Annotated in this window: 24 protein-coding genes, 1 pseudogene and 2 other annotated features; of the genes and pseudogenes, 4 read left to right on the top strand and 21 right to left on the bottom strand. The window is 47.4% G+C overall.

Annotated elements, in window-relative coordinates; genetic code table 11:
* Window positions 1-46 precede the first annotated feature (46 nt).
* The 3 genes from IC21_RS05680 to IC21_RS05670 form a co-directional block, all read right to left on the bottom strand.
* Window positions 47-484, bottom strand: a complete 438-nt coding sequence (locus IC21_RS05680; protein ID WP_029713832.1) for a DUF1129 family protein — start codon at window positions 482-484, stop codon at window positions 47-49.
* Window positions 477-812, bottom strand: coding sequence for a PadR family transcriptional regulator (locus tag IC21_RS05675; protein ID WP_003353767.1), 336 nt, complete (start codon window positions 810-812; stop codon window positions 477-479). The genes IC21_RS05680 and IC21_RS05675 overlap by 8 nt, the downstream gene beginning before the upstream one ends.
* A 124-nt stretch (window positions 813-936) precedes the next feature.
* The gene (locus tag IC21_RS05670; protein WP_013859890.1) at window positions 937-1,134 is read right to left on the bottom strand and encodes a hypothetical protein; all 198 of its coding nucleotides are present in this window, start codon (window positions 1,132-1,134) and stop codon (window positions 937-939) included.
* Between the two features lie 254 nt (window positions 1,135-1,388).
* On the opposite strand from IC21_RS05670, the gene queC reads away from it, so the two are divergent.
* The 3 genes from queC (at window position 1,389) to IC21_RS05655 (ending at window position 4,080) form a co-directional block, all read left to right on the top strand.
* Window positions 1,389-2,084: a 7-cyano-7-deazaguanine synthase QueC gene (gene queC, locus IC21_RS05665; RefSeq protein WP_371729383.1), complete on the top strand. Its 696-nt coding sequence runs from the start codon at window positions 1,389-1,391 to the stop codon at window positions 2,082-2,084.
* A 48-nt stretch (window positions 2,085-2,132) separates the two neighbouring features.
* A complete protein-coding gene (locus IC21_RS05660; RefSeq protein ID WP_029142480.1) occupies window positions 2,133-3,065 on the top strand; it encodes a ketopantoate reductase family protein in 933 nt (310 codons plus the stop codon).
* Between the two features lie 460 nt (window positions 3,066-3,525).
* Complete coding sequence (locus IC21_RS05655) at window positions 3,526-4,080, top strand: NADPH-dependent FMN reductase (RefSeq protein ID WP_029142481.1); 555 nt, start codon at window positions 3,526-3,528, stop codon at window positions 4,078-4,080.
* 346 nt (window positions 4,081-4,426) lie between these two features.
* Here the strand turns inward: IC21_RS05655 and IC21_RS05650 are convergent, their stop codons facing one another.
* Complete coding sequence (locus IC21_RS05650) at window positions 4,427-4,945, bottom strand: VOC family protein (protein WP_017553845.1); 519 nt, start codon at window positions 4,943-4,945, stop codon at window positions 4,427-4,429.
* A 118-nt stretch (window positions 4,946-5,063) separates the two neighbouring features.
* Window positions 5,064-5,531, bottom strand: a complete 468-nt coding sequence (gene dut / locus IC21_RS05645; protein ID WP_029142483.1) for a dUTP diphosphatase — start codon at window positions 5,529-5,531, stop codon at window positions 5,064-5,066.
* 105 nt (window positions 5,532-5,636) lie between these two features.
* Here dut and IC21_RS16975 point away from each other — a divergent pair, with 105 nt between their 5' ends.
* Window positions 5,637-5,810 (top strand): hypothetical protein, encoded by a 174-nt coding sequence (locus IC21_RS16975; RefSeq protein WP_014097777.1) that lies wholly within the window; start codon window positions 5,637-5,639, stop codon window positions 5,808-5,810.
* Between the two features lie 52 nt (window positions 5,811-5,862).
* Here the strand turns inward: IC21_RS16975 and rplT are convergent, their stop codons facing one another.
* From rplT to IC21_RS17230, 16 genes and pseudogenes are all read right to left on the bottom strand, one after another.
* Complete coding sequence (gene rplT / locus IC21_RS05640; protein ID WP_013859897.1) at window positions 5,863-6,216, bottom strand: 50S ribosomal protein L20; 354 nt, start codon at window positions 6,214-6,216, stop codon at window positions 5,863-5,865.
* Between the two features lie 33 nt (window positions 6,217-6,249).
* A complete protein-coding gene (gene rpmI, locus IC21_RS05635) occupies window positions 6,250-6,447 on the bottom strand; it encodes a 50S ribosomal protein L35 (RefSeq protein WP_014097776.1) in 198 nt (65 codons plus the stop codon).
* Between the two features lie 23 nt (window positions 6,448-6,470).
* Window positions 6,471-6,992: a translation initiation factor IF-3 gene (gene infC / locus IC21_RS05630; protein WP_162096694.1), complete on the bottom strand. Its 522-nt coding sequence runs from the start codon at window positions 6,990-6,992 to the stop codon at window positions 6,471-6,473.
* Between the two features lie 70 nt (window positions 6,993-7,062).
* Window positions 7,063-7,178: a sequence feature (ribosomal protein L20 leader region), on the bottom strand.
* 393 nt (window positions 7,179-7,571) lie between these two features.
* Window positions 7,572-8,825, bottom strand: a complete 1,254-nt coding sequence (locus tag IC21_RS05625; RefSeq protein ID WP_017553849.1) for an MFS transporter — start codon at window positions 8,823-8,825, stop codon at window positions 7,572-7,574.
* Window positions 8,826-8,936: 111 nt separating this feature from the next.
* On the bottom strand, window positions 8,937-10,859 hold the full coding sequence (thrS, locus tag IC21_RS05620) for a threonine--tRNA ligase (RefSeq protein ID WP_029142484.1): 1,923 nt from the start codon (window positions 10,857-10,859) through the stop codon (window positions 8,937-8,939).
* Window positions 10,860-10,934: 75 nt separating this feature from the next.
* Window positions 10,935-11,157: a binding site (T-box leader), on the bottom strand.
* Window positions 11,158-11,274: 117 nt separating this feature from the next.
* Window positions 11,275-12,111, bottom strand: a complete 837-nt coding sequence (locus tag IC21_RS05615; RefSeq protein ID WP_019720747.1) for a putative sporulation protein YtxC — start codon at window positions 12,109-12,111, stop codon at window positions 11,275-11,277.
* A gap of 126 nt (window positions 12,112-12,237) precedes the next feature.
* Entirely contained in the window at window positions 12,238-13,173 is a 936-nt protein-coding gene (dnaI, locus tag IC21_RS05610; protein ID WP_035176356.1) for a primosomal protein DnaI, read from the bottom strand.
* A gap of 5 nt (window positions 13,174-13,178) precedes the next feature.
* Window positions 13,179-14,576: a replication initiation and membrane attachment family protein gene (locus tag IC21_RS05605; protein WP_019720745.1), complete on the bottom strand. Its 1,398-nt coding sequence runs from the start codon at window positions 14,574-14,576 to the stop codon at window positions 13,179-13,181.
* Between the two features lie 14 nt (window positions 14,577-14,590).
* Entirely contained in the window at window positions 14,591-15,049 is a 459-nt protein-coding gene (gene nrdR, locus IC21_RS05600; protein WP_013859905.1) for a transcriptional regulator NrdR, read from the bottom strand.
* A gap of 205 nt (window positions 15,050-15,254) precedes the next feature.
* Window positions 15,255-15,743, bottom strand: a pseudogene (locus IC21_RS05595) (benzoate transporter); the annotation flags it as partial.
* A 97-nt stretch (window positions 15,744-15,840) separates the two neighbouring features.
* The gene (locus tag IC21_RS05590) at window positions 15,841-16,878 is read right to left on the bottom strand and encodes a glyceraldehyde-3-phosphate dehydrogenase (protein WP_029142486.1); all 1,038 of its coding nucleotides are present in this window, start codon (window positions 16,876-16,878) and stop codon (window positions 15,841-15,843) included.
* 132 nt (window positions 16,879-17,010) lie between these two features.
* Complete coding sequence (gene coaE / locus IC21_RS05585) at window positions 17,011-17,613, bottom strand: dephospho-CoA kinase (protein WP_013859908.1); 603 nt, start codon at window positions 17,611-17,613, stop codon at window positions 17,011-17,013.
* A gap of 16 nt (window positions 17,614-17,629) precedes the next feature.
* A complete protein-coding gene (gene ytaF, locus IC21_RS05580) occupies window positions 17,630-18,271 on the bottom strand; it encodes a sporulation membrane protein YtaF (protein ID WP_029142487.1) in 642 nt (213 codons plus the stop codon).
* A 64-nt stretch (window positions 18,272-18,335) separates the two neighbouring features.
* Entirely contained in the window at window positions 18,336-19,169 is an 834-nt protein-coding gene (mutM, locus tag IC21_RS05575; protein ID WP_029142488.1) for a DNA-formamidopyrimidine glycosylase, read from the bottom strand.
* 35 nt (window positions 19,170-19,204) lie between these two features.
* Window positions 19,205-21,871, bottom strand: coding sequence for a DNA polymerase I (gene polA / locus IC21_RS05570; RefSeq protein WP_029142489.1), 2,667 nt, complete (start codon window positions 21,869-21,871; stop codon window positions 19,205-19,207).
* On the bottom strand, window positions 21,810-22,015 hold a 206-nt coding region (locus tag IC21_RS17230; RefSeq protein WP_235801105.1), incomplete at its 5' end, for a hypothetical protein. The genes IC21_RS17230 and polA, both read right to left, overlap by 62 nt.

Here is a 22,015-nt window from a genome sequence, read left to right as displayed (position 1 = left end):
GTCAAGCGACCAGCGATGTCATGAAAAATATGGCATGAGATCAAAATTAAATTTCACTTATTGGTGTCCAAAATATTGACTTAAATCCAACAGGATAAAACGGCAGCAAAGGTCTGGAAAAGAACCGTTCAACAACAAAAGCAGTAATGCCATTAATGACCAAATCAATCCCCAAAAGCAAGATCATTATCCTGATTGTAAAAGAAACCATATTGCGTTTGTTTTCTTTCGGCAGCTGCCTGATGATTTCGTCGGCAAATGCTTTCGGGTCACCGCCGAACATTTGCGCAGCTGTCTTGTTTTCTTTTTGGCCTTCGAGCAGATGGTCAAGCAGTTCCATCAGCACTTCTTCTGTTTGCTGCTCGGACAAAACGGTTTGCAGGCGAAGGTAGACAAGCAGATCGTTGTAAAATTTTTTGTTCTCAGGTGCCAGTTTCTGCCGTTTACGGTTGTTTTCCTCAATCAACTGTTTTACACTAAGCATCCTCACTTCTTCCTTTCAATAAAAGTTGAACAGGGGCTGCGATTTGCTGCCACTCTGTTGTAATCTCATCTAACGCGGATTTTCCTTTCTCCGTTAATTCATAATACTTGCGGCTTGGCCCGGAATCGGATGGTCGCATCTCTCCATGGATCCAGCCGTTCTTTTGCAGGCGCAACAGAACCGGGTAAAGCGTCCCCTCGCTAATTTCCTGGAGGCCTATTTGCTGAAGTTTTTTTGAAAGAATGTAGCCATAAACCGGTTCTTTTTCAATCACAGCCAGCACACAGCCGTCTAAAATGCCTTTCAGTAACTGGCTTCGAATGGACATCCCTCCACCCCCATTTCAACTACTTTGTTATGCAAGTTAGTTTATCAAAAAACGAACTACTTTGCAATGCAAAATAGCAAAAAACAATAAAAAATCCAGCGGCAGGCAAACCGCTGGAGAAATGTTATGATTGCTTTTTTCGCTTGGAAAAATAATGAAGGAAAAAGGACAGAATCATATAGGCCAAAATTAAAAATACCACATAATTTGCCCAAAAGTTTTCAAGGTTTAACACATTCAGTGTGCTCAGCCCTTTCTGGATGCCCATTACAATGAGCACCGTCACCGCAAACATGAAAAATAATTGCACATATCGTTTCATAGCCGTCCCTCCCAAATAAAGATAATCACTATGATGATCTTAAAAAATGGTCCGGGCGAAAACTGTGATCTGGATCATAGCAAAGCCGGCTGTTTATGGCATTTATGTGAAAAGACGTGTTTTGGGATTAGCACGGATGTTTTAAAAGATGGCGCCTGTTCCATGGTATAATCAATTGGGAAGAACCCCTCATTTATGGCAGAGGTTTTTAGGAAACCCTCTCTAAAAAACTAAGAAAACAGCATCCTTTTTCGGTGCTGTTTTGCGTGAAAGGACGATTATCAATGAAAAAAGAAAAAGCAGTCGTTGTTTTCAGCGGCGGCCAGGACAGCACCACCTGCCTTTTCTGGGCAAAGCAAAAGTTTCAGGAAGTGGAAGCCGTTACGTTCGATTACGGGCAGCGCCATCGTCTTGAAATAGCATGTGCAAAAAATATAGCGGAAGAGCTCGGGGTAAAACAGCATATTCTTGATATGCAACTGTTGAACCAGCTCGCCCCGAACGCGCTGACGAGGGAAGACATGACCGTGAAAGCAGGGGCTGACGGGGAGCTTCCGAATACGTTTGTGCCCGGGCGGAATTTGCTGTTTCTCTCTTTTGCCGGGGTGCTTGCCAGCCAGATCGGCGCAAGGCATATCGTAACCGGTGTGTGCGAAACGGACTTCAGCGGTTACCCGGACTGCCGCGATATCTTCGTCAAATCTTTAAACGTCACTTTGAACCTTTCAATGGACCAGCAGTTTGTCATTCATACGCCGCTGATGTGGCGCAACAAAGCAGAAACATGGGCGCTCGCGGATGAACTCGGGGCATTTGATTTTGTCCGTGAAAAGACGCTGACCTGCTATAATGGTATCATCGCTGACGGCTGCGGGGAATGTCCGGCGTGCAAATTGCGAAAAAGAGGGCTGGAACAATACCTGGCCATCCGGAACGGGCAGCCTGAATGACAGTTTCTTTGGAATTGTGGTAAAATAACGAAAAAAGGAGGCGGGGGAATGGCTGAAATCAAAACCGTATCGATCATTGGGCTCGGCGCGCTCGGGATTTTATTCGGGCATCATTTATCGAAAAAAATGCCGGCGGAAAACTTGCGGATCATCGCCGACCAAAAGCGCATTGAGCGGTATGAGCGGGAAGGCGTTTACTGCAACGGCGAAAAATGCCGCTTTCACTATGCCACACCAGAAGAAACAGTGGAGCCTTCGGATTTGGTGCTATTTACGGTCAAATTCAACGGACTGGATGAGGCAGTTGAAGCAGTTAAACAGCATGTCGGGCCGGATACAGTGATTTTGTCTGCCCTGAATGGGATCTCAAGTGAAGAAATCATTGGCCGTACATATGGAATGGACAAAATGTTATACTGTGTCGCCCAGGGGATGGATGCCGTCAAAACCGGAAACCGGCTGACATATGCGCATATGGGCATGCTTTGCTTCGGGGAAAAAGAGCCGGGCATATTTTCGGACAAAATGAAAAAAGTGGCCCGTTTCTTTGAGCAAACGGATTTGCCATACAAAGCCGATACCCAAATGATGAAAAGGCTTTGGGGCAAGTTCATGCTCAATGTCGGCGTCAACCAGACCGTCGCCGTTTACAAAAGCAATTACGGCGAAATCCAAAAAGACGGCCCTGCGCGCGAGATGATGATTGCCGCCATGCGGGAAGTAATGGCATTGTCCGAAAAAGAAGGGTTTCCGCTTACGGAAGAAGATCTCCGTTACTGGCTGAAAGTGGTCGGAAACCTGAGCCCTGCCGGCAAGCCGTCAATGGCGCAGGATGTGGAGGCAAAACGGTACAGCGAAGTCGGCCTGTTTTCCGGAACCGTCATCAAACTCGGCAAAAAATATGGCGTTCAAGTTCCGGTTAACGAGGAACTGAACCGGCGCATCCGGGAAATCGAAAGCACTTACGCCCCAGTGCATTGAAGCAGAATACCAAAAAAGGGAGCTTTCCGGAAAGCTTCCTTTTTGGTATGGGATACGCTTGCCTGTTGTTTGCAGTGAAGGCCAGGAAAACGGTCTGATGGCAGAACAAAACGTAATATCTTCGATTGATGTTTCCCTCTCCAGTCCAGAATCCACCTTTTTCTTCGTTAATGCTTGTTGTTCTCATGTATTCCAATCCAGCAAAGCCAATAGGTAATCTTTTATGCAGATACGCGCTGTATAAAGAAAGATTTTCGTTTTGATTATCATGAAGAAGAATGGTCAATACTGTAATCGGGAAATGTCAGATTGGCCTTCGATTGCTTTTGCTGTCACCAGAACTCAGGAAACCACCAGCCGGCTTAGGGCACAGCAACATAGCAAGCGGAAATTTTGACTTTCTGGTGCGGTTTACTTATCATTATCTAACATAAAATATAAATGGAAGCAGGTCGATAAAATGACAAAAGTTGGAATTTTGCTTGGTTCTTTGCGGAAAGCATCTTTTTCAAGAAAACTTGCGGAAAATGTAGCTAACCTTTTTCCTGAAGGATATGAAACAGAATTTATCGAGATTGGAAATCTCCCTTTATACAATCAGGATTTTGATGACCATAACCAGGTTCCGGCCGAGTATACGGCATTCCGGAATACAGTAAGATGGCTCGATGCGGTGCTGTTTGTCACACCGGAATATAACCGTTCCGTCCCGGCTGTCTTAAAAAATGCCCTCGATGTTGGTTCCCGCCCGTACGGCCAAAGTGTATGGAATGGAAAACCGGCGGCAATCATCAGCCAATCCCCTGGAAACTTGAGCGGGTTTGGCGCCAATCATCATCTGCGCCAGTCGCTTGTTTGTTTGAACATGCCGATCCTCCAGCAGCCTGAAGCTTATATCAGCAATGTGGCTGCACTGTTTGATGAAAGCGGCAAGATTGTAAATGAAGGCACAGTCCAGTTCCTGCAATCTTTTACAGATGCATTTGTTGATTTGATTAAAAAGTACAAAGGCTGATGTTCCATATCGGAAGCTGAAAAACAGCGGGATGCCCTTTCGCCAAAGGGGGCCCGCTGTTTTTCGCCCCTGTGCCATTCCTTGATCGTTTAAAAGCAGTTGAAAATCGGGAGAAATGTCTTTTCCGGCCAGGAACAGCGGGCCTTCACAGAGATTAGTTCACAACGCAGGAGCTGGCCGGCAAGCTGGATACCGAATTGAATCAATTTAAAGTCAGCTAATGATAAACAGACAGTATGATCACATGCAAGTGGCCACACTGCCTGTTTTGATGAGTGGGAATAAACCAAATCCGGCCAAACTCAGGACCTTAACGTATGCAAGTCCGGAAGCGGCGCTTTTAGAATCATGCTTCATGCATTCTGACAATGATTTTCCCGCGTACGTGGCGGCCTTTTAAGGTTTTCAAACCGGCCGGCAGTTCCTCACGTGGGAGCACTTGATTGACCATCGGGTTATATGTCAATTCATAACTGTGGCTGTAAATTTCCACTAAGTTTCCGAACGGATCTTCACAGTAGACCATCCGGTAAGGCTTTTTCCCCGGGTAATATTCGCGGACCGGCATCCGTTGTTTGCCCCCGTGCGCCTTTATTTTTTCCACGAGCCCTTCTACATCTGGGTCCTGGACGGCATAATGGAAAATGCCCGTTTTCCAGTACTCAAAATGATTGTCAGGTGTTTCATTGTTTTTGAACTCAAACATGATTTGCGGCCCTGCGCCCATTTTGCTGAGTGATTCTTTTTCGGTCATTCCTGGCGTATCGCCTGCAATGCCGACATCTAAGGCAAATGCGATGTCAGGGTTTACTTTATGGGCTGCTGTTTTCGCACCGCGCAGGTGTGTTTGGTCTAATTTTGCCATCGTTTTCCCCTCCAGCATCACATTCATGCGATTTATTATAACGGAAATTTTCAGAAGTATATATGGATCCGCCTGTTTCACAAGCCCCGCCATTTCCGGATTTTAGCTGCCGTGCCGTTTAGAAATTGCTGTGGTCCATCCCCTCTAACGCGGCCAATCCTGTGGACCCAAATCCGCCTTCCCCTCTTTCGGATTCTGCTAACTGTTCCGTAACGGTGACGGTGACAGACATTACAGGCGCGATAATCATTTGGGCGATTCGCATCCCTTTTTCAACTGTGAACGGTTGCTTTCCAAAGTTGATTAAAATGACTTTAATTTCTCCTCTGTACCCTTCATCAATCGTACCCGGGCTGTTTAAAACTGTGACCCTGTGGTTTAAAGCGAGCCCGCTTCTCGGCCTGACCTGCGCCTCTGTTCTGCGCGGCAGCTCGATTGCAATGCCGGTACGGATCAGTTCCGCTTCCCCCGGCGCAATGGTTTTTTCTTCGATGGAAAATAAATCTAGCCCTGCATCTCCGGGATTGGCCCTTTGCGGCAGTTGTGCATCAGGATGCAATAATTTTACTTTTAAGACATCATCCATTGAAATCGCTCCTCGTATAGTTCTTTCATGATTATATCAAACTAAAACAGGTTTTTACTTTTTTCCGGGGAATCCGGAAATTTTTTACCAGAAGGGGGACTATTCTTGGTTAAAATGACGAAAAAGATGCCAAAAATTCCGGCAGAGCCTGAAATGACAATCGCATCCGACCAAAAAGAATTTCAGCCGGGCGAGTCAGTGGACGAACATGCCAATTTGGAAGCTGCAAACGAAACTTTGAACCAGGAAGAAATCAGACAGCAGACGGAAAATTTATAATGCTTTTTTTAAAAAACAGAGCCCCCGGCATGCCGGAAGCTCTGTTTTTTGATTATAATGCTGCTTTTGCTTTGTTTGCCAGTTCGGCAAATGCTTGTGCATCGTTCACAGCGAGGTCGGCAAGCATTTTGCGGTTCACTTCAATGCCGGCCTGTTTCAAACCGTGCATCAAACGGCTGTAGGAAAGGCCGTTGATTCTTGCCGCAGCGTTAATACGGGTAATCCACAGTTTGCGGAAATCGCGTTTTTTCTGGCGACGGTCGCGATACGCATACATGTAGGATTTCATTACTTGCTGATTGGCAACTTTAAATAATGTATGTTTTGAACCATAATAACCTTTGGCTAATTTCAGAACTTTTTTGCGTCGTCTGCGGGTAACTGTACCGCCTTTTACACGTGGCATAATCTTTTCCTCCTAATTGAAAGCTTTGTTTTCTTACAGATTGTCGAGCATTTGGCGGATGCGTTTCATGTCGCTTTCGGATACAAGCGTTGATTTACGCAGCTGGCGTTTTTGTTTTGTCACTTTATTTGCGAACAAATGGCTTCTATAAGCGTGGGAACGTTTCAGGCTGCCGGAGCCGGTTTTCTTAAAACGCTTGGCAGAGCCGCGGTGAGTTTTCATTTTTGGCATGATTAGTCCTCCTTAAGTTGGCGTTACTTCTTCTCTGTTTTTGGTGTAAGTACTAAGAACATGCTCCGTCCGTCCATTTTCGGTTTGGATTCGACCGTGGCGACTTCGGCACATGCTTCTGCAAACCGGTCGAGGACACGCTGCCCGATTTCTTTATGGGTAATGGCGCGGCCTTTAAAGCGGATCGAGGCTTTTACCTTATCGCCTTTTTCCAAAAACTTAATGGCATTGCGGAGTTTTGTATTAAAGTCATGTTCTTCGATGGTCGGGCTCAAACGAACCTCTTTTACGTTAATAATTTTTTGTTTTTTTCGTGCTTCCCTGTCTTTTTTCTGCATCTCGAAACGGTATTTTCCGTAATCCATGATGCGGGCAACAGGCGGTTTTGCGTTTGGCGCAACAAGTACAAGGTCAAGGTTGGCACGTGCCGCAATCTCCAAAGCTTCGTTCCGGGATTTAACCCCCATCTGTTCACCGTTTTGGCCGATTAAACGGACTTCGCGGGCACGAATGCCTTCGTTCACCATCATGTCTTTGCTAATAATGAGCCACCTCCAAGATAATTTCAAACAAACGTGTGAATATATCGCTTGCGAAAAAGCCCTGAACGTACTGTACACGAAAAAAGCGCAGGGAACACACCCGCGCTTATAGTCACAATCATCAATAGATACCTGGCAACTGCACAATTGCGTCAACAGGTGAGAAGCGGGCTGCTCCTTCTTTTCACAAACTTATATTCAATTCCACTCAATTATTGTATCACTTTACCGTATCCATGTCAATTTGCAAGAATCCCGAAAAATCTGTTTAACTTTTTTGGCTCAACATGCGTTATTTTATCAAAACGGCAGAGAAATCGCAAGTGTTTTTTTGGTCTCCTGAAGTGCTTAATGAAAATGCTTGTCTTTGTTGAAACAAAAGCTTCTAAAAATAAAGTTTTTACATCAAGCCTGAGCATCTATTTACATGCTTTTTTCGGTAGGCAAGAGAGCGACATTTTATATAAAATGAACGGAAATCGGATCAAATGTAAATCAATTTTTCATTTTCCCCTCCTAACCATGCCACCGGTTTCAATCCAATTTTCCGATAATAGCCGTGCGTTCCATTTATCTCCTTTTTTATCTACTTAATTTCACATACGTATGGTCAATCTCCACAACTTTTGGCAGTTTTCTCATTCTTCCGCTTCCCATATAAAACAGTGCCAGGACAAACAGCCCTATTCCAAAAAAGCTCATGGTAAGCTGGACGGAAGTGATCTTGGCCATCACGCCGCCGATCAATGATCCTGCCGGCATCGCAAGCGATAGCAAACTCACATTGATGGTATTGACCCGCCCTAACATTTGTTCATCAGGCAATTGCTGAAATATGGCAGAAAACAAAACATTGATGGCGCCAATAGATAACTCGGAAATAAACATAAGCGTATAAACATACCATATCGAAACATTGCTCAATAAAATCATAAAAAGCCAGGACAACCCGGAGAGCAAAAAGCCTGCAGCCAATATTTTGCCAAATGGAAATATCCGGCTGATTTTATCCGCACCTGCTGCTCCTGCCAAAGCCCCTAAGCCCAAAGCCGCTGTCATGATGCCGTAGGATGAAGCGCCTTCGCCCGTAGTATTGGCGAAAGAAGGCAATACGACCATTACAATTGCGAAAAAAAAGTTTAAAAACAGCAAGGGGATTAATAATTGCAAGATGAAAGGCTGTTTGACAAACGATATTCCTTCTTTAAAATCCCGTTTGTACGCCTGCCATTCTTCCCGTACGCTCCCGGTTTGCTTGCTTCTTTTTACCTGTACTTTTAAAAACAAAAACAGAATGGATGAGAGTATAAAAAGAAGCGAATTCATACCGAGCACCATCGACATCGAGAAAGCGGCAAGGATAAACCCGGCAATCCCATTAAAGAAAAAATCCGAACCCTTATATGCAATGGACATGAGTGAATTGGCCTTGACGAGATCTTTCTTTTCCACGGCTTTCGGCAATAATACGCTCTCTAACGGGTAAGTCAGTTCCGATAAAAACGAAAGAACCGGGATGGAAAGCAACAGCAGCCAGACATTCATGATTCCATACTTGCTTAAAACAACAAGAAAAAGCAGTAAGCCGGCTTGTAAAACGCTTGCTGTAACCAGCAATTTTTTTGCATTTATTTTGTCAAGAACCGGGCCGTAAAATAAGCTCAGCACCTCTGTCAGCGAAAATAAGAATCCGGCAAATCCGGTATAGACCGTCGAGTTCCCCCCTAATTTTAAAACCATCCACATCATGGCAATATAATAAACACTATCCCCAATATTGGTGAACAGCCTGCCAAAAAACAACGCATTAAAATGACGATTCCGAAATAAGTGCATTGGGCTCCGTCCCCTTCCCCTGTGCCAACCCATTTTTTCCTCTATTATATAATAAAAAGCACCCTGCAAACCTTTTTGTGGTCCTTTAGGGTGCGTGATTTCTTGTCTGTTTTACCGTTTTATTTCTTCTTTTATCTTGCTGAGGAAGGTGTCGACCGGCACCGTTTCCGTTTGTTTCTCGCCGTACTTGCGGACATTGACCGTGTTGTCGGCAGCTTCCTGGTCGCCGACAACGAGCGCGTACGGGATTTTTTGCACTTGGGCTTCACGGATCCGGTAACCCAGTTTTTCATCGCGGTCGTCCAGTTCAACGCGGACTCCTTCAGACTTAAGCGTTTCTTGGACTTTCCGCGCATAGTCATAATGGGCATCCGGCGATACCGGAATCACTTGTACCTGGACCGGTGCCAGCCATGTCGGGAACGCCCCTTTGTATTCCTCGATCAAATAAGCGACAAACCGTTCCATTGTCGAAACAACGCCGCGGTGGATGACAACCGGGCGGTGCGGCTTGCCGTCTTCCCCGACATACGTCAGGTCAAACCGTTCCGGGAGCAAGAAGTCAAGCTGCACGGTTGACAATGTTTCGTCTTTGCCAAGCGCCGTGCGGACCTGGACGTCGAGCTTCGGGCCGTAAAATGCGGCTTCGCCTTCCGCTTCGTAATAGTCAAAACCAAAATCATCCATCGTTTCTTTCAGCATCGCCTGTGCCTTGTTCCACATTTCATCATCATCATAATACTTGTCCGTATTTTCCGGGTCACGGTACGACAAGCGGAACGAGTAGTCGGTAATGTTGAAATCTTTATAGACCTCAAGAATCAGTTCAACCACGCGCTTGAATTCTTCCTTAATCTGGTCCGGGCGCACGAAAATATGGGCATCATTCAGTGTCATGCCGCGCACCCGTTGCAGGCCGGAGAGTGCACCTGACATTTCATAACGGTGCATGAGCCCGAGTTCGGCAATCCGGATCGGCAATTCGCGGTAGCTGTGGATCGTATTTTTATACACCATCATATGGTGTGGGCAGTTCATCGGGCGCAACACGAGTTCTTCATTGTCCATTTTCATGACCGGGAACATATCTTCCTGGTAATGGTCCCAGTGGCCGCTCGTTTTATACAGGTCCACGCTACCAAGCACCGGCGTATAGACGTGGTCATAGCCGAGTTTGACTTCCTTGTCGACAATATACCGTTCAATGATGCGGCGGATCGTTGCGCCTTTTGGCAGCCAGAGCGGCAGGCCTTGTCCGACTTTTTGCGAGTTCGTGAAAAGTTCGAGTTCTTTCCCAATTTTCCTGTGGTCGCGTTCTTTTGCTTCTTCCAGGAATTTCAAATGGGCCTCGAGATCCTCTTTCTTGAAGAAAGCCGTCCCGTATATGCGCTGCATCATTTTGTTGTTGCTGTCGCCGCGCCAGTATGCACCGGCAATGCTTAATAATTTGAATTCCTTGATTTTTCCGGTTGACGGCACATGGACGCCGCGGCACAGGTCAACAAATTCGCCCTGTTCATAAACCGTGACCGTTTCGTCCGGAATCGCATCAATCAGTTCAAGCTTGTATTCATCATTCGCAAATATGTTTCTGGCTTCGTCACGGGATACGACTTTGCGGACAATTTCAAGGTTTTCCGCAGCAATTTTTTTCATTTCCTTTTCAATTTTCGGCAAGTCTTCCGGCGTGATCGACGCGTCAAGATCCATATCGTAATAAAATCCGTTTTCAATTGCAGGGCCGACGCCAAACTTGACATTGCCATACAGGCGGCGGACAGCCTGTGCCATTAAATGTGCCGTGCTGTGGCGCAGAATGCCAAGCGCATCTTCATGCTCAGGGGTGACGATTTCAATTGCGCCGTCTTCTTCAATCGGTGTGCGCAAATCGAGCAGTTTGCCGTTCAGTTTGCCGGCGAGCGCCTTTTTTCGGAGGCCCGGGCTGATCGATTGGGCAATCTCTTCCGTTGTTGTCCCAAATGGAAATTCCTTTAAAGCGCCATCTGGAAATGTGATTTTTACGATCTCTGCCATATGTCCCACTCCTTTAAAAATGATGTCAACGCGGGTGGCCGCAAGAACAAAGCAAAAAAATAAAACCCGTCCCCGGCAAGGGACGAGTTTTGTACACGCGGTTCCACCCTCATTTCCGCACGTCTCCACGTACGGCTTGAGTTTGATAACGGAAATATCCGCCAGCCGCTACTTATTTTGTTCACGGCTGAAGTTCGGAGGCGGTAAGCATCCTGCCCGTGCCGGAAAGCTTGCAGCCTGGGGCTTTCCTCTCTGAAAGGCGGTAACAGAATCCTGTTGTCCTCGTCATCACATTGAATTTTTCATTTCCAATTGATTATGTAAGTAATTATAGAAGTTTGCAATGAAAAAATCAAGGGATAGCGATGGATTTTGTTGCCGTGCTGCATTGCCCCGCTTCAAGGCCCCCTTTTTATCATTCGCTGGCGGCGAGCTGATCGTGCATAAAGTGCATCCGGCTTTTCACGGCCACCCGTTCTTCAAAAATATTGCATATCGTACGGATCAAAGCATGGTCCGGGGTATCCGTATAAATTTCAATGCGGGCAGGCGCAATCGATAAAAGCGGTGCAATCGTGACAGAGTCAATATAGACAGGGTGGTTGGACAGAAGCCTGCGGTCAATCAGCCCATCCAGTTCTTCCCTCGTCATTTCCCGGAATTGGCCGTTGTAAAATTTCACCTGTTCCCCGAGGCAGAGCTTTATTTTTTCTCTTTTTGGTTCTTTTTGCTTCAAGTAATCCCTCAAGCTTTGCACAAAAATCTGGTATTCCTGTTCCATTTTGTATTCGTCAATCGCAATACCGATGTATCGGTCAAGGCAGTCAAAATAGCCTTTTAAGCGGAACGTCAGCACGGAAGCGAGCGGCAATGTGCGCGATTCGCCAACCAGCGGTGCGACCGCCCCTTCGATGGCGGCACGTTCTTCAATCCCGCCCGCCATATCCGTCAGCTCCGGCCGCTCTCCTTTCAGCATGCCGGCCACGATTTCGAGTATCCGGTTTTGCTCTTCTTTCGCCCGAAAAAAATAGGCTTGTTGCAATTGATTGCAAATCCACTCGTTTCTTTTTTTCTTCATGATAAAATCTGCAACGGCCGCCTGCAGTTCCTTTTTACTGCCGGCCGCTTCCACCACATAATGTATTTTCCCATGCAGCACTGCTTCCCGGATTTTCACAGCGCGCCCTTTTTCCTTTGCAAAATATGCTTTTATCCATAATGCATCATCCTTGTCCCTGATCAGGAATTCCAATCCAAGCCCCCCCTGTACGGTAAAACATGCTCGTTTGCTTTACCTTATGTATATGAAGGGGCACCGGCAAATAGAAGGCGGCAAAGCGTTACGAAATGAAAAAGGCGGGCCCCCTTCATATAAGGGTCAGGCCCGCTGGTTCGGCCCCTCCATCCGGACAGGGACGCTTAAATATTTAATGCGCTCAAGGATGCGCGCGGCTTTCAATTCTTCCTTTTCCCCGCGCTGGGTATAAGTGAAATGGTATTCTAAATCCTCATAGCTGAAATTGGATGTAAAAAAAGTGGGAAGGTCTTCCTGCATCCTGTATTGGAGAATCGGGCCGAGCACTTCATCCCGCGTCCAGCTCGAGTTCGTTTCCGCGCCGATATCATCCAGCATCAATACGGGCACTTGTTTCACCATATCCAGCTTTTCCCCGGTGGAGTGGTCGCCGATGGAATCCTTCATTTCGCGGAAAAACTCGGGCACATACACAATTAAAGAAGAGACCTGTTTCCGGTCCGCCAGCTCGTTCGCAATCGCACCAAGCAAATACGATTTCCCGACGCCGAAATTGCCGAATAAATATAACCCCTTCATTTTTTTGCCCGGCTCGTATTCACGGACAAAGCGATGCGCAAAATCGTATGCATCCAGGCGCCCCGTTTGTTCAAGGAAAAAATCACCAAAGGATGCCGCCAGTATTTTTTTCGGCATGTGCATGCTTTGGATCAGCCTGCGCGTTTTATTGCGCTCATCCTCCAATATTTTCTTCTGGCACCTTTTATAGTGGATCTCAATATTGCCATGTTCAATAACAAGTTCCGGCACATACCCTTTCATCATATTCACGCATTCGCCAAGGCTTTTGCACCGGCTGCAATTTTTTTCCTGTGAAATGAATTCGTATAGTTTCATCCAGCTTTTTTCAATCATCGATCTTGTGACTTCGCCGCGGTGTGCATCCAAAAAAGCGCGGACGTCGGGATGCGTGATGATTTCCTGCTTCATTTCTTCATAACGCTTGCGGAAACCGGGATTGGATGAAAGCCTTTTGAGCGTCTCGTTTATGTTTTCCACTGCCTTCACCCTTTCTTGTATTGTTCACGTATTTTTTCAAGCCTTTTCCTTTTTTCTTCCAATGACTCCCCATCAGCTTGGACTGCGGCCGCAGCGGTTTTTTGGTCTTCTTTTTTAAACCAGTCCGGCAGCTTCTCAACACGGACCGGCTTTCTCCGCCCGGTGCCGTTTTTCTCTTTATTGTTCAGCCATTGTTTGTACTGGCGGTCTTCTTTTTTGGCAAACGCCATCGCTTCCTTAGCGGTTTTCAGTTTTTTGCGCGCCCAGTGGGAGGCCACTTTTTCCAAATAATTTTTCGACAGTTTCATATCGGTTTTAAATAAAACATATTGGATCAATACATTTACAACCCCGAGGGGAAGCTGCTGGGCAAACATGACTTCTTCAATGGCGAAAAGATCTGCTTTCGCCGGTTCGCTGCCGCCTGAAAAATCGATCAGCATTTGTCTCGGGGAAGTCGTTTCCAGGTAGCGGAGGAATTTCTCCTCATCGTTTTCCGGCTCTTTTTGTTCTTTCGCATCCGTTTCTGGCTGGAAGCGGTCAACAAGGCGCGGCAGTTCATCATGATGCTCAATCTGGAACCAGCTGCGCGCGATTTTCCGCAAATCCTCCACCCGGATTTCCAAGTCCGCCGTCAATGCCTGGAGTAAAATTTTCTTCATGTCTAGTTCATTTAAACCGTATAAAAATGAAAGCTTGACAATCGCTTCCCTTACTTCCGGCGTGATGGCGCGCAGCGGAATCAGGTCGTCACGCAAGTTTGCATATAAAAGGTCAAAATTGAAATGGGTGTTTTCGATTTTAATGACCGGGGCGGCGTTTTTTTCGATATAGCGGCGGTTTTCCTCCAGCCGGCTGAGTTGCTGCGCTTCTGCGTCATTCAGCACTTCGGGGCCGATTTTTGCGGCATACACATCCTGGAATGAGCGGGTGATGTCCCGGTACTCGCCCGGTTCTACGGCACGGTCGGAAAAGAAGTTTTTCAACCGCAGGAAATGTGTCCTGCCGAGCTGCCGGTACAGGAAAACATTTAACAAACCATCGTTAAAAAACTGTTCCGGGGACAGGGGCGGCTGCAGTTCGTATATAAACATGCGGATGTCGTCCGTTTGTTTCATATATGTTTTCAAAAGCCCGATGCCTTCAAGTTTCAGCCGGGCTTCGTAAATTTCGGACAGATTCATGGACAAAAAGCTCATCAGATGGTAATGGTTCCAGTCTTCAGACCAGAGCCGGCCGACTTCCACTTCATTCCACAGTGTCATATACAGGCTGTAACATTGCGGCCCGATTAACGGCTGGTACAGGAGCGAAATGACCTTTTGATCATAATCCTGGAGCAGGCCGTTCGACGATGCGCGGTAACGGTCAACCGGCTGTATTTCATTCCATATCTGTTTCATAAAAGGCACTCCGTTTAAGCATTCTTGTTGAGCAGTTCTTTCAGTTCATCGAGAAAAACATTCAAATCTTTAAACTGGCGGTAAACGGAAGCAAAGCGGACATAGGCCACTTCATCCACTTTTGACAGCCTGTCCATGACCATTTCCCCGATCAGGGTGGAACTGACTTCTGTATATCCTTGCCTGCGGATTTCTTTTTCGATCTCCATGGAGATTTTTTCAAGCTGGTCCAGCGACACAGGCCGTTTTTCACACGCTTTAATCAGCCCGCGCAAAATTTTCTCACGGTTAAATTCTTCGCGGTTGCCGTCTTTTTTCACGACAATGAGCGGGGTTTCTTCCACTTTTTCAAACGTGGTGAAGCGGTAAGAGCAGTCTTCGCATTCACGCCTTCTGCGGATGGAACGGCCTTCGTCGACCGGCCTTGAATCGATCACACGCGTATTGTTGCTATGGCAAGACGGACATTTCATATGAACCCCCCGTTCAGATACATTCTTATTACCATCATATATAAAAGAAGGCGAATAGACAACAGATTGCCATTAGAAAAACGGGATGAAAAATCACCCCGCACGTTTTTGGAAAGCTTCTGTACCTGTTGCGGCACCGAATGCCGGCCTCGGGCTTCCTTCCGCCGCCATAAAGGATCCCTGACGTTTTATGAACCGCCATTTTTTACTTCCGGCCGTAGTGGATCCACAGCCTGTTTTCCTTTTCTTCCATTTTAATTCCCCGAAAGCCGGCGGCAAGTTTTTCTTTTTGCGCGCTGAAGTCATTCATCGGGATCGGGGTGACTTCCCGGCAGGCAGGCGGAACCGGTTCGTACAGGTCTTTCACGAATACATAGCGCGTAAGGCCGCCGTATTTTTCGGTCAGGGCCGCAATTTGCATGCCCTGTGCAAATTTATCTTTCAAGCTGGGCATGTTAAAGGGCGCGACCGTACAGCAAATATAGCGGAAGGAATGCCCTTCCTTTCCGAGTTCTTCCATAATCACGCCGGCGAGTATTTTTTGCAGACGATTGCCGCGATACGCCGGCAGCACAACGGAAATTTCCTGATAGATGACTTTTGCCAATTCACTGCCGGATAATCCGATATCAATCCCGAGGTGTTCTTCATCAACAGGCGGAACAAGCAGCGCCCGGAAAGCGATTAAATCATTCATCTATTGGCCAACAGCGTTTAGGCTCCCTGTTCCAGCCGTTTTCAACAATTACCCGATAAAGGAAACGGAGCAGGCTGGTTCTGCTCCGTTCGTGTCAGGCAATATTGATTTTTCCGGTCTCTTCCATTTTTTCTGCGACGAGCTGCGCCAGTTGTACGACACGGCAAGAATAGCCCCATTCATTATCGTACCAGGCCAGTACCTTGACTTTGCGCCCTTCCATGACCATCGTGGACAAGCCGTCGACAATGGCCGAATACGGATTTGTCGTATAATCGGAAGAAACGAGCGGCACTTCTGTATAGTCCAAAATGCCTTTCAGCGAACCTTTCGCCGCCGCCTTAAATGCATCGTTCACTTCGTCTGCCGTCACTTCTTTTTTCAAATCGACGACAAGGTCCACCAGTGATACATCCGGGGTCGGAACGCGCAGCGCCATGCCGTGCAGTTTCCCTTTCAGCTGCGGGAGGACAAGGCCTAACGCTTTTGCCGCCCCGGTTGTCGTCGGAATGATCGATTCGGCACAGGCCCGGGCACGCCTTAAATCTTTATGCGGATTGTCGGTATTGTTCTGGTCATTCGTATAAGAATGGACCGTTGTCATCAGGCCGTTTACAATCCCGAATTGTTCATCAAGCACTTTCGCGACCGGCGCCAGGCAGTTTGTGGTGCAGGAAGCGTTCGAGATAATATGATGCCGTTCGATATCTAAAACGTTTTCATTTACCCCTAAAACAATGGTGGCATCCTCATTCTTTCCGGGTGCTGTCAGCAGCACTTTTTTCGCGCCTGCCTGGAGATGGAGCGCGGCTTTTTCCCTCGCATTAAATTTTCCCGTTGCTTCAATCACCACATCGATATCCATTTTCCCCCATGGCAGCCGGGCCGGATCACGCTCCGCCAAAAGCCGGATGCGTTTGCCGTTTACAATGAGTGCTTCCTCTCCCTCTTCCGCTTCCACTTCCCCCGGAAATACGCCGTGGATGGTGTCATATTTAATCAAATGTGCCAGTGTTTCCGCCGGATAGCAGGCATTCACCGCCACAATATTTAAAGTGTCATCCATCATGGCTTTTCTGAAAACCATCCTGCCGATGCGGCCGAGGCCATTAATCGCAATTTTTGTTTCCACAGTGCAGACAACTCCTTCGAATAATAAATGACATACTTTTAATCCATTATTCATCAATTAGTATATCATATTTTAAAAGTTATGTAGCGTTATTTCCCTATTTTTGTATAAAAAAAACCATGATGTACCCCATCATGGAACGAGCTGCCAATCTGACACGATTTTTTCAAGCTGCTGCTTTGTTTCCTCCGGGCTGCCATTGTTGTCGATCACCGCATCCGCCAATGCCTTTTTTTCGCTCAGCGGCATCTGCGCCCGGATCCGCATCTGCGCTTCTTTTTCTGAAAGGCCGTTGCGGGCCATTAATCTCTTTAATTGCGTTTCTTCATCCACGTAAACGAGGATGGTGCGTTCAACCATATAGGTAAGCCGGCTTTCAAACAGGAGCGGGATATCCAGAAAGACGGTTTTTTCCCCATTTTCAATTGCCCGGTCCTTTTCCCGCGTCATCCAGGCGCGGACTGCAGGGTGGACAATACTGTTCAGTTTCATCCGGAGTGCTTCATCCGCAAAAATGAGTGCCCCGAGTTTTTTACGGTCAATCGTGAGATCTTCCAGCAAAATCCCTTCGCCGAACGCTTCAATGATTTGTTCATATGCCGGTTCGCCGGGTTCGACAACTTTTCTTGCGGCAATATCCGCATCGACAATCGTAAACCCTTTTGCTTTCAGCATCTTGGACACCGTGCTTTTGCCGCTTGCAATCCCGCCTGTTAAGCCGATAATCTTTGCCATATTCCCACCTGCCTTGTTAAAACTTGCATATACCGATCAAAATGAGGAGAACACCTGGTATAAAGGAAATTTTCCGGATCCATTGCAGCCGGGAAAACAGCATGCCGAGCCGGATGCCGGAAGAGACAAGCAAAAAGCTCATGCCGGCAACAAGGAAACTGAGCAGAAACGGGGAATAGCCCATGATGCCCGCACCGATCCCGGCGCCAAATGCATCGAGCGAGAGCGCAATCCCGAGCATGACCGCTTCGATTCCGGTAATGGCCCCGGAACGGTCAAAATCCGCGCTCATCGGTTTTTTCAAAATATGGATGACGACGCCCAAAAAGCGGATTTCAAAGTTGAGCACGACTTTTTCCCCGGGTTCTTCTTCTTTTTCGTCGTTTGACCGGAAAAACTGGATCATCACCCATCCCCCGATCAAAATTAAAATCACGCCGCCAATCCGGTTTGCCGTTTCTGGGCGAATCCAGTGGAGCAGGCTCTTCCCGAACAGCACGGAAAGAAATAAAGAGGCCCCCGAACAAACGGCGATGATGAGAAGGGACTTAAGCGGAATCTTCATCTTCCGCAGCCCGTATGTAAAACCGGTGCTGAAATTATCCATGCTGACCGCCAATGCCAATAGCAAAATCGAAAGCCGGAAATCCACGGCCATCGCCCCTTCCGTTTTGCATCGCTGCTATCAGTGTATGGAGGGGGCCTGACCAATGTTCATCCCGTTATCTGCGTTTCTTTTGGCAGTTCGGGCAGTAATGGGTGCCGCGGCCTGCTGTAACCATCTTTTCAATCGGGGTGCCGCATTTCCGGCACGGCTCCCCTTTCCGGCCGTAAACATACAGTTCGAGCTGGAACATGCCCATCTGCCCTTGTGAATTTACATAGGAACGGACCGTGCTGCCGCCTTTTTCAACGGCTTCCTGCAGCGTTTGGATGATCTCGCTGTGTAAAAGATGCACGTCTTTTTTTGTCAGCGACTTTGCTTTCCGCTCCGGAAAGATGCGGGCGCGGAACAAGGCTTCGTCCACATAAATATTCCCTAGCCCGGAAATGACCGTCTGATCGAGCAAACAGGATTTGACATTGCGTTCCGTTTTCTTTAATTTGCCGTATAAATATTTTTCCGTAAACGCATCGGATAACGGCTCAGGGCCGAGTTTCGAAAGCGGGAGCGAGGACAGTTCCTCTCCCTTTAAAAACAGATGCATCGTCCCGAATTTGCGGACATCTTTGTACCTTAGTTCCTTCCCGGATTGAAAATGAAAAATCATATGCGTATGCTTTTCAACCGGCTCATTTTGGCCATAAACCCGGTACCGCCCTTCCATGCGCAAATGGGAGACAAGTGCATAATGGTCCGTGTAAAAAATGAGAAATTTGCCGCGCCGCCCGAGCGAACGGATCGTTTCACCGGCCAGGGCATCGGCAAACGCCTCTGTGCTAAGCGGCTTTTTGACCATTTTCGGTAAAAGCACCGTTACGCTTTCAATCGTTTCGCCGGCAACGAGCTGTGCCAGCGTTCTTCGTATCGTTTCCACTTCCGGTAATTCCGGCATTGCTTTTTCCTCTTTTCTTTCTTTGTTGCCTGCAGCTATTTTGCATCAAACCAGGTCGGCCCGTATGCGGAATCCACTTTCAGGGGAGCAGCGAGATCTACGGCATGCTCCATCACTTCCGGCACAATTTCTTTCAGCACTTCAATTTCTTCTTCCGGCGCTTCGAAAATCAGCTCGTCATGGACCTGCAGCAATAGCCGCGCCCGCAGCTTTTCTTTTTTCAGCCTTTTTGCCATATCGATCATCGCTTTTTTAATTATATCGGCTGCGCTTCCCTGGATCGGGGTATTCATGGCCGTCCTTTCAGCAAAACTGCGCAAGTTGAAATTCCGGCTTGAAATTTCCGGCAAGTAACGCCGCCGCTTTAAAAGGGTGGAGACATAGCCTTTTTGCTTGGCTTCCCTGACAGTTTCATCCATATATTCCTTGACGCGCGGGTAGGATGCAAAATACCGCTTGATAAATTCGCCGGCTTCCTTGCGGGTAATGCCGAGATTTTGCGAAAGCCCGTAGTCGCTGATGCCGTATACGATCCCGAAGTTGACCGCTTTTGCCTGGCGCCGCATCTCAGGCGTTACTTCTTCCGCTTTTACATGGAAAACTTCCATCGCCGTTTTTGTGTGGATATCCATGCCTTCGCGGAACGCTTCAATCAGCTTTTCATCGCCGGAAATATGGGCGAGCACCCGCAACTCTACCTGCGAGTAATCCGACGAAAAAATGAGCCAGCCTTCTTCCGACGGGACAAACGCCTGGCGGATTTTCCGGCCTTCTTCCATTCGGATCGGGATATTTTGCAAATTCGGATCCGTCGAGCTGAGGCGGCCGGTTTGCGTCAAAGCCTGGTTAAAACGCGTATGGACTTTGCCATCCCGGTGGACCACTTTTAAAAGCCCCTCAATATAGGTGGACTGCAATTTCCCAAGCTGCCGGTAATGAAGGATTTCCCTGACGATTTCGTGGGCAGGTTCCAATTTTTCCAGCACATCGGCAGACGTGGAGTATCCCGTTTTTGTTTTTTTAATGACCGGCAGCCCCATTTTTTCAAAAAGAATGGTGCCAAGCTGCTTCGGCGAATTGATATTGAATTCAGTGCCGGCCATACTGTAAATCCGCTGCTCAATCTCATGGAGCCGGAGTTTAAATTCTTCACCCATTTCTTTTAAACGGTCCGTATCGACTTTCACGCCGATGTATTCCATATCCGCCAGAATAAGGGACAGCGGGAGCTCGAGTTGTTCAAACAGTTCAAGCTGGCCGTTGTCTTTGAGCGCTTTTGTGCAAGGTTCGCAAAGGGCATCAATCGCTTCCGCTTTCCGGGAAATATGCTCGGCATACCGTTTTTCCCCGGGCAGCTTCCGTTTCGCGCCTTTTCCGTAGACGGCCTCATCGGTTTCCACATTCCCATAATCATGCGTTTTTGCCACCGAAGCAAAATCTTCGACCGTATCGGAAGGATTCAAAAGATAAGAAACGAGCAGCAGGTCAAAGCCGGTCCCGCGCAGTTCCATGCCGTACCGCCTCAAAGCGACAATCGAACGTTTTGCATCATAGACGTGCTTGATTTTGCTTTCATCTTCCACCCATTTTTTGAACGCTTCGGAAGCAAGTGCGTCTTCCGCCCGGAGGAAAAAGAGCCCTTTTTCGTTTTTTAAACCGAACCCGATGATCTCGCCCGTATGGTAATTTTCATCGAGGATCTCCACATAAAAAGAAGAGACATCCGCAAACAAGTTGTCCGTAATGTCTTCGGCGATTGAAAAAGAAATAGCTTCCAGTGCCGGTTTTTCTTCCGTCCGGGCGCCCCCGCCCATTTTTTCAAGCATCGATTTAAAGCCCAATTCCTGGTACAAATGCCGCAATTTTTCCGGGTCGGCGTGCCTGTATGCCGCCTGTTCAATGGAAATCGAAAGCGGAATGTCGCGGTGGATGGTGGCGAGTTCTTTGCTCATCAGCGCCTGTTCTTTGTGCGCCTCCAATTTTTCCTGCAGTTTTTTTCCAGATACTTCCCCGATATGGCTAAGCAGCTCTTCCACCGTCGGGAACTGTTTTAACAGCTTAATGGCTGTTTTTTCCCCGATCCCCGGCACGCCGGGAATGTTATCGGATGAATCACCCATCAGCCCTTTCATGTCGATGATCTGGTGCGGCTTTAACCCGTATTTTTCCTCGACATGCGCCGGCGTGTAGGCTTCCATATCGGTGATCCCTTTACGTGTAATCATGACCGTTGTTTTCGGCGAGACTAGTTGCGTCATATCTTTGTCGCCGGAAATGACTTTAACAGTAAACCCTTCTTCTTCCGCTTTTTTCGACAGGGTGCCGATAATGTCATCCGCTTCGTAATTTTCCAGTTCATACCGTTCAATCCCGTGGGCATCGAGCAGTTCCCGGATCAGCGGGAACTGCTCGGACAGTTCCGGCGGGGTTTTTTGACGCGTTCCTTTGTATTCGCTGTATGTTTCGTGGCGGAAGGTCGTTTTGCCGGCATCAAACGCCACCAAAATATGCGTCGGCTTTTCTTCTTCCAATATTTTGGTAAGCATCATCGTAAAGCCGTACACCGCATTTGTATGTATGCCTTTGTCATTGTTTAAAAGCGGCAAAGCAAAAAACGCTCTGTAGGCAATGCTGTTTCCATCAATTAAAATCAATTTTTTCAAAACCAAAACCTCCCGGAAAAATGGAGAATATCCGTTCATATTCCTTTCCCCATTTTACCATGATTCGGCGCAAAGGAAAAATCGCGGCGCTTTTAGTATGTGTCAAGTTTTTCTCGACAAGGTTTAAATATCGGGTATTCCAAGACACTCTTTTTGTACACTTTCGGCTACCGTGCTTTACTT

It is taken from the genome of Heyndrickxia coagulans DSM 1 = ATCC 7050 (genome assembly GCF_000290615.1).
In the GTDB taxonomy this organism is placed as follows: domain Bacteria; phylum Bacillota; class Bacilli; order Bacillales; family Bacillaceae_C; genus Weizmannia; species Weizmannia coagulans.
The sequence above is the reverse complement of the archived record's forward strand: the minus strand, read 5'-3'. Positions and strand labels throughout refer to the sequence as shown.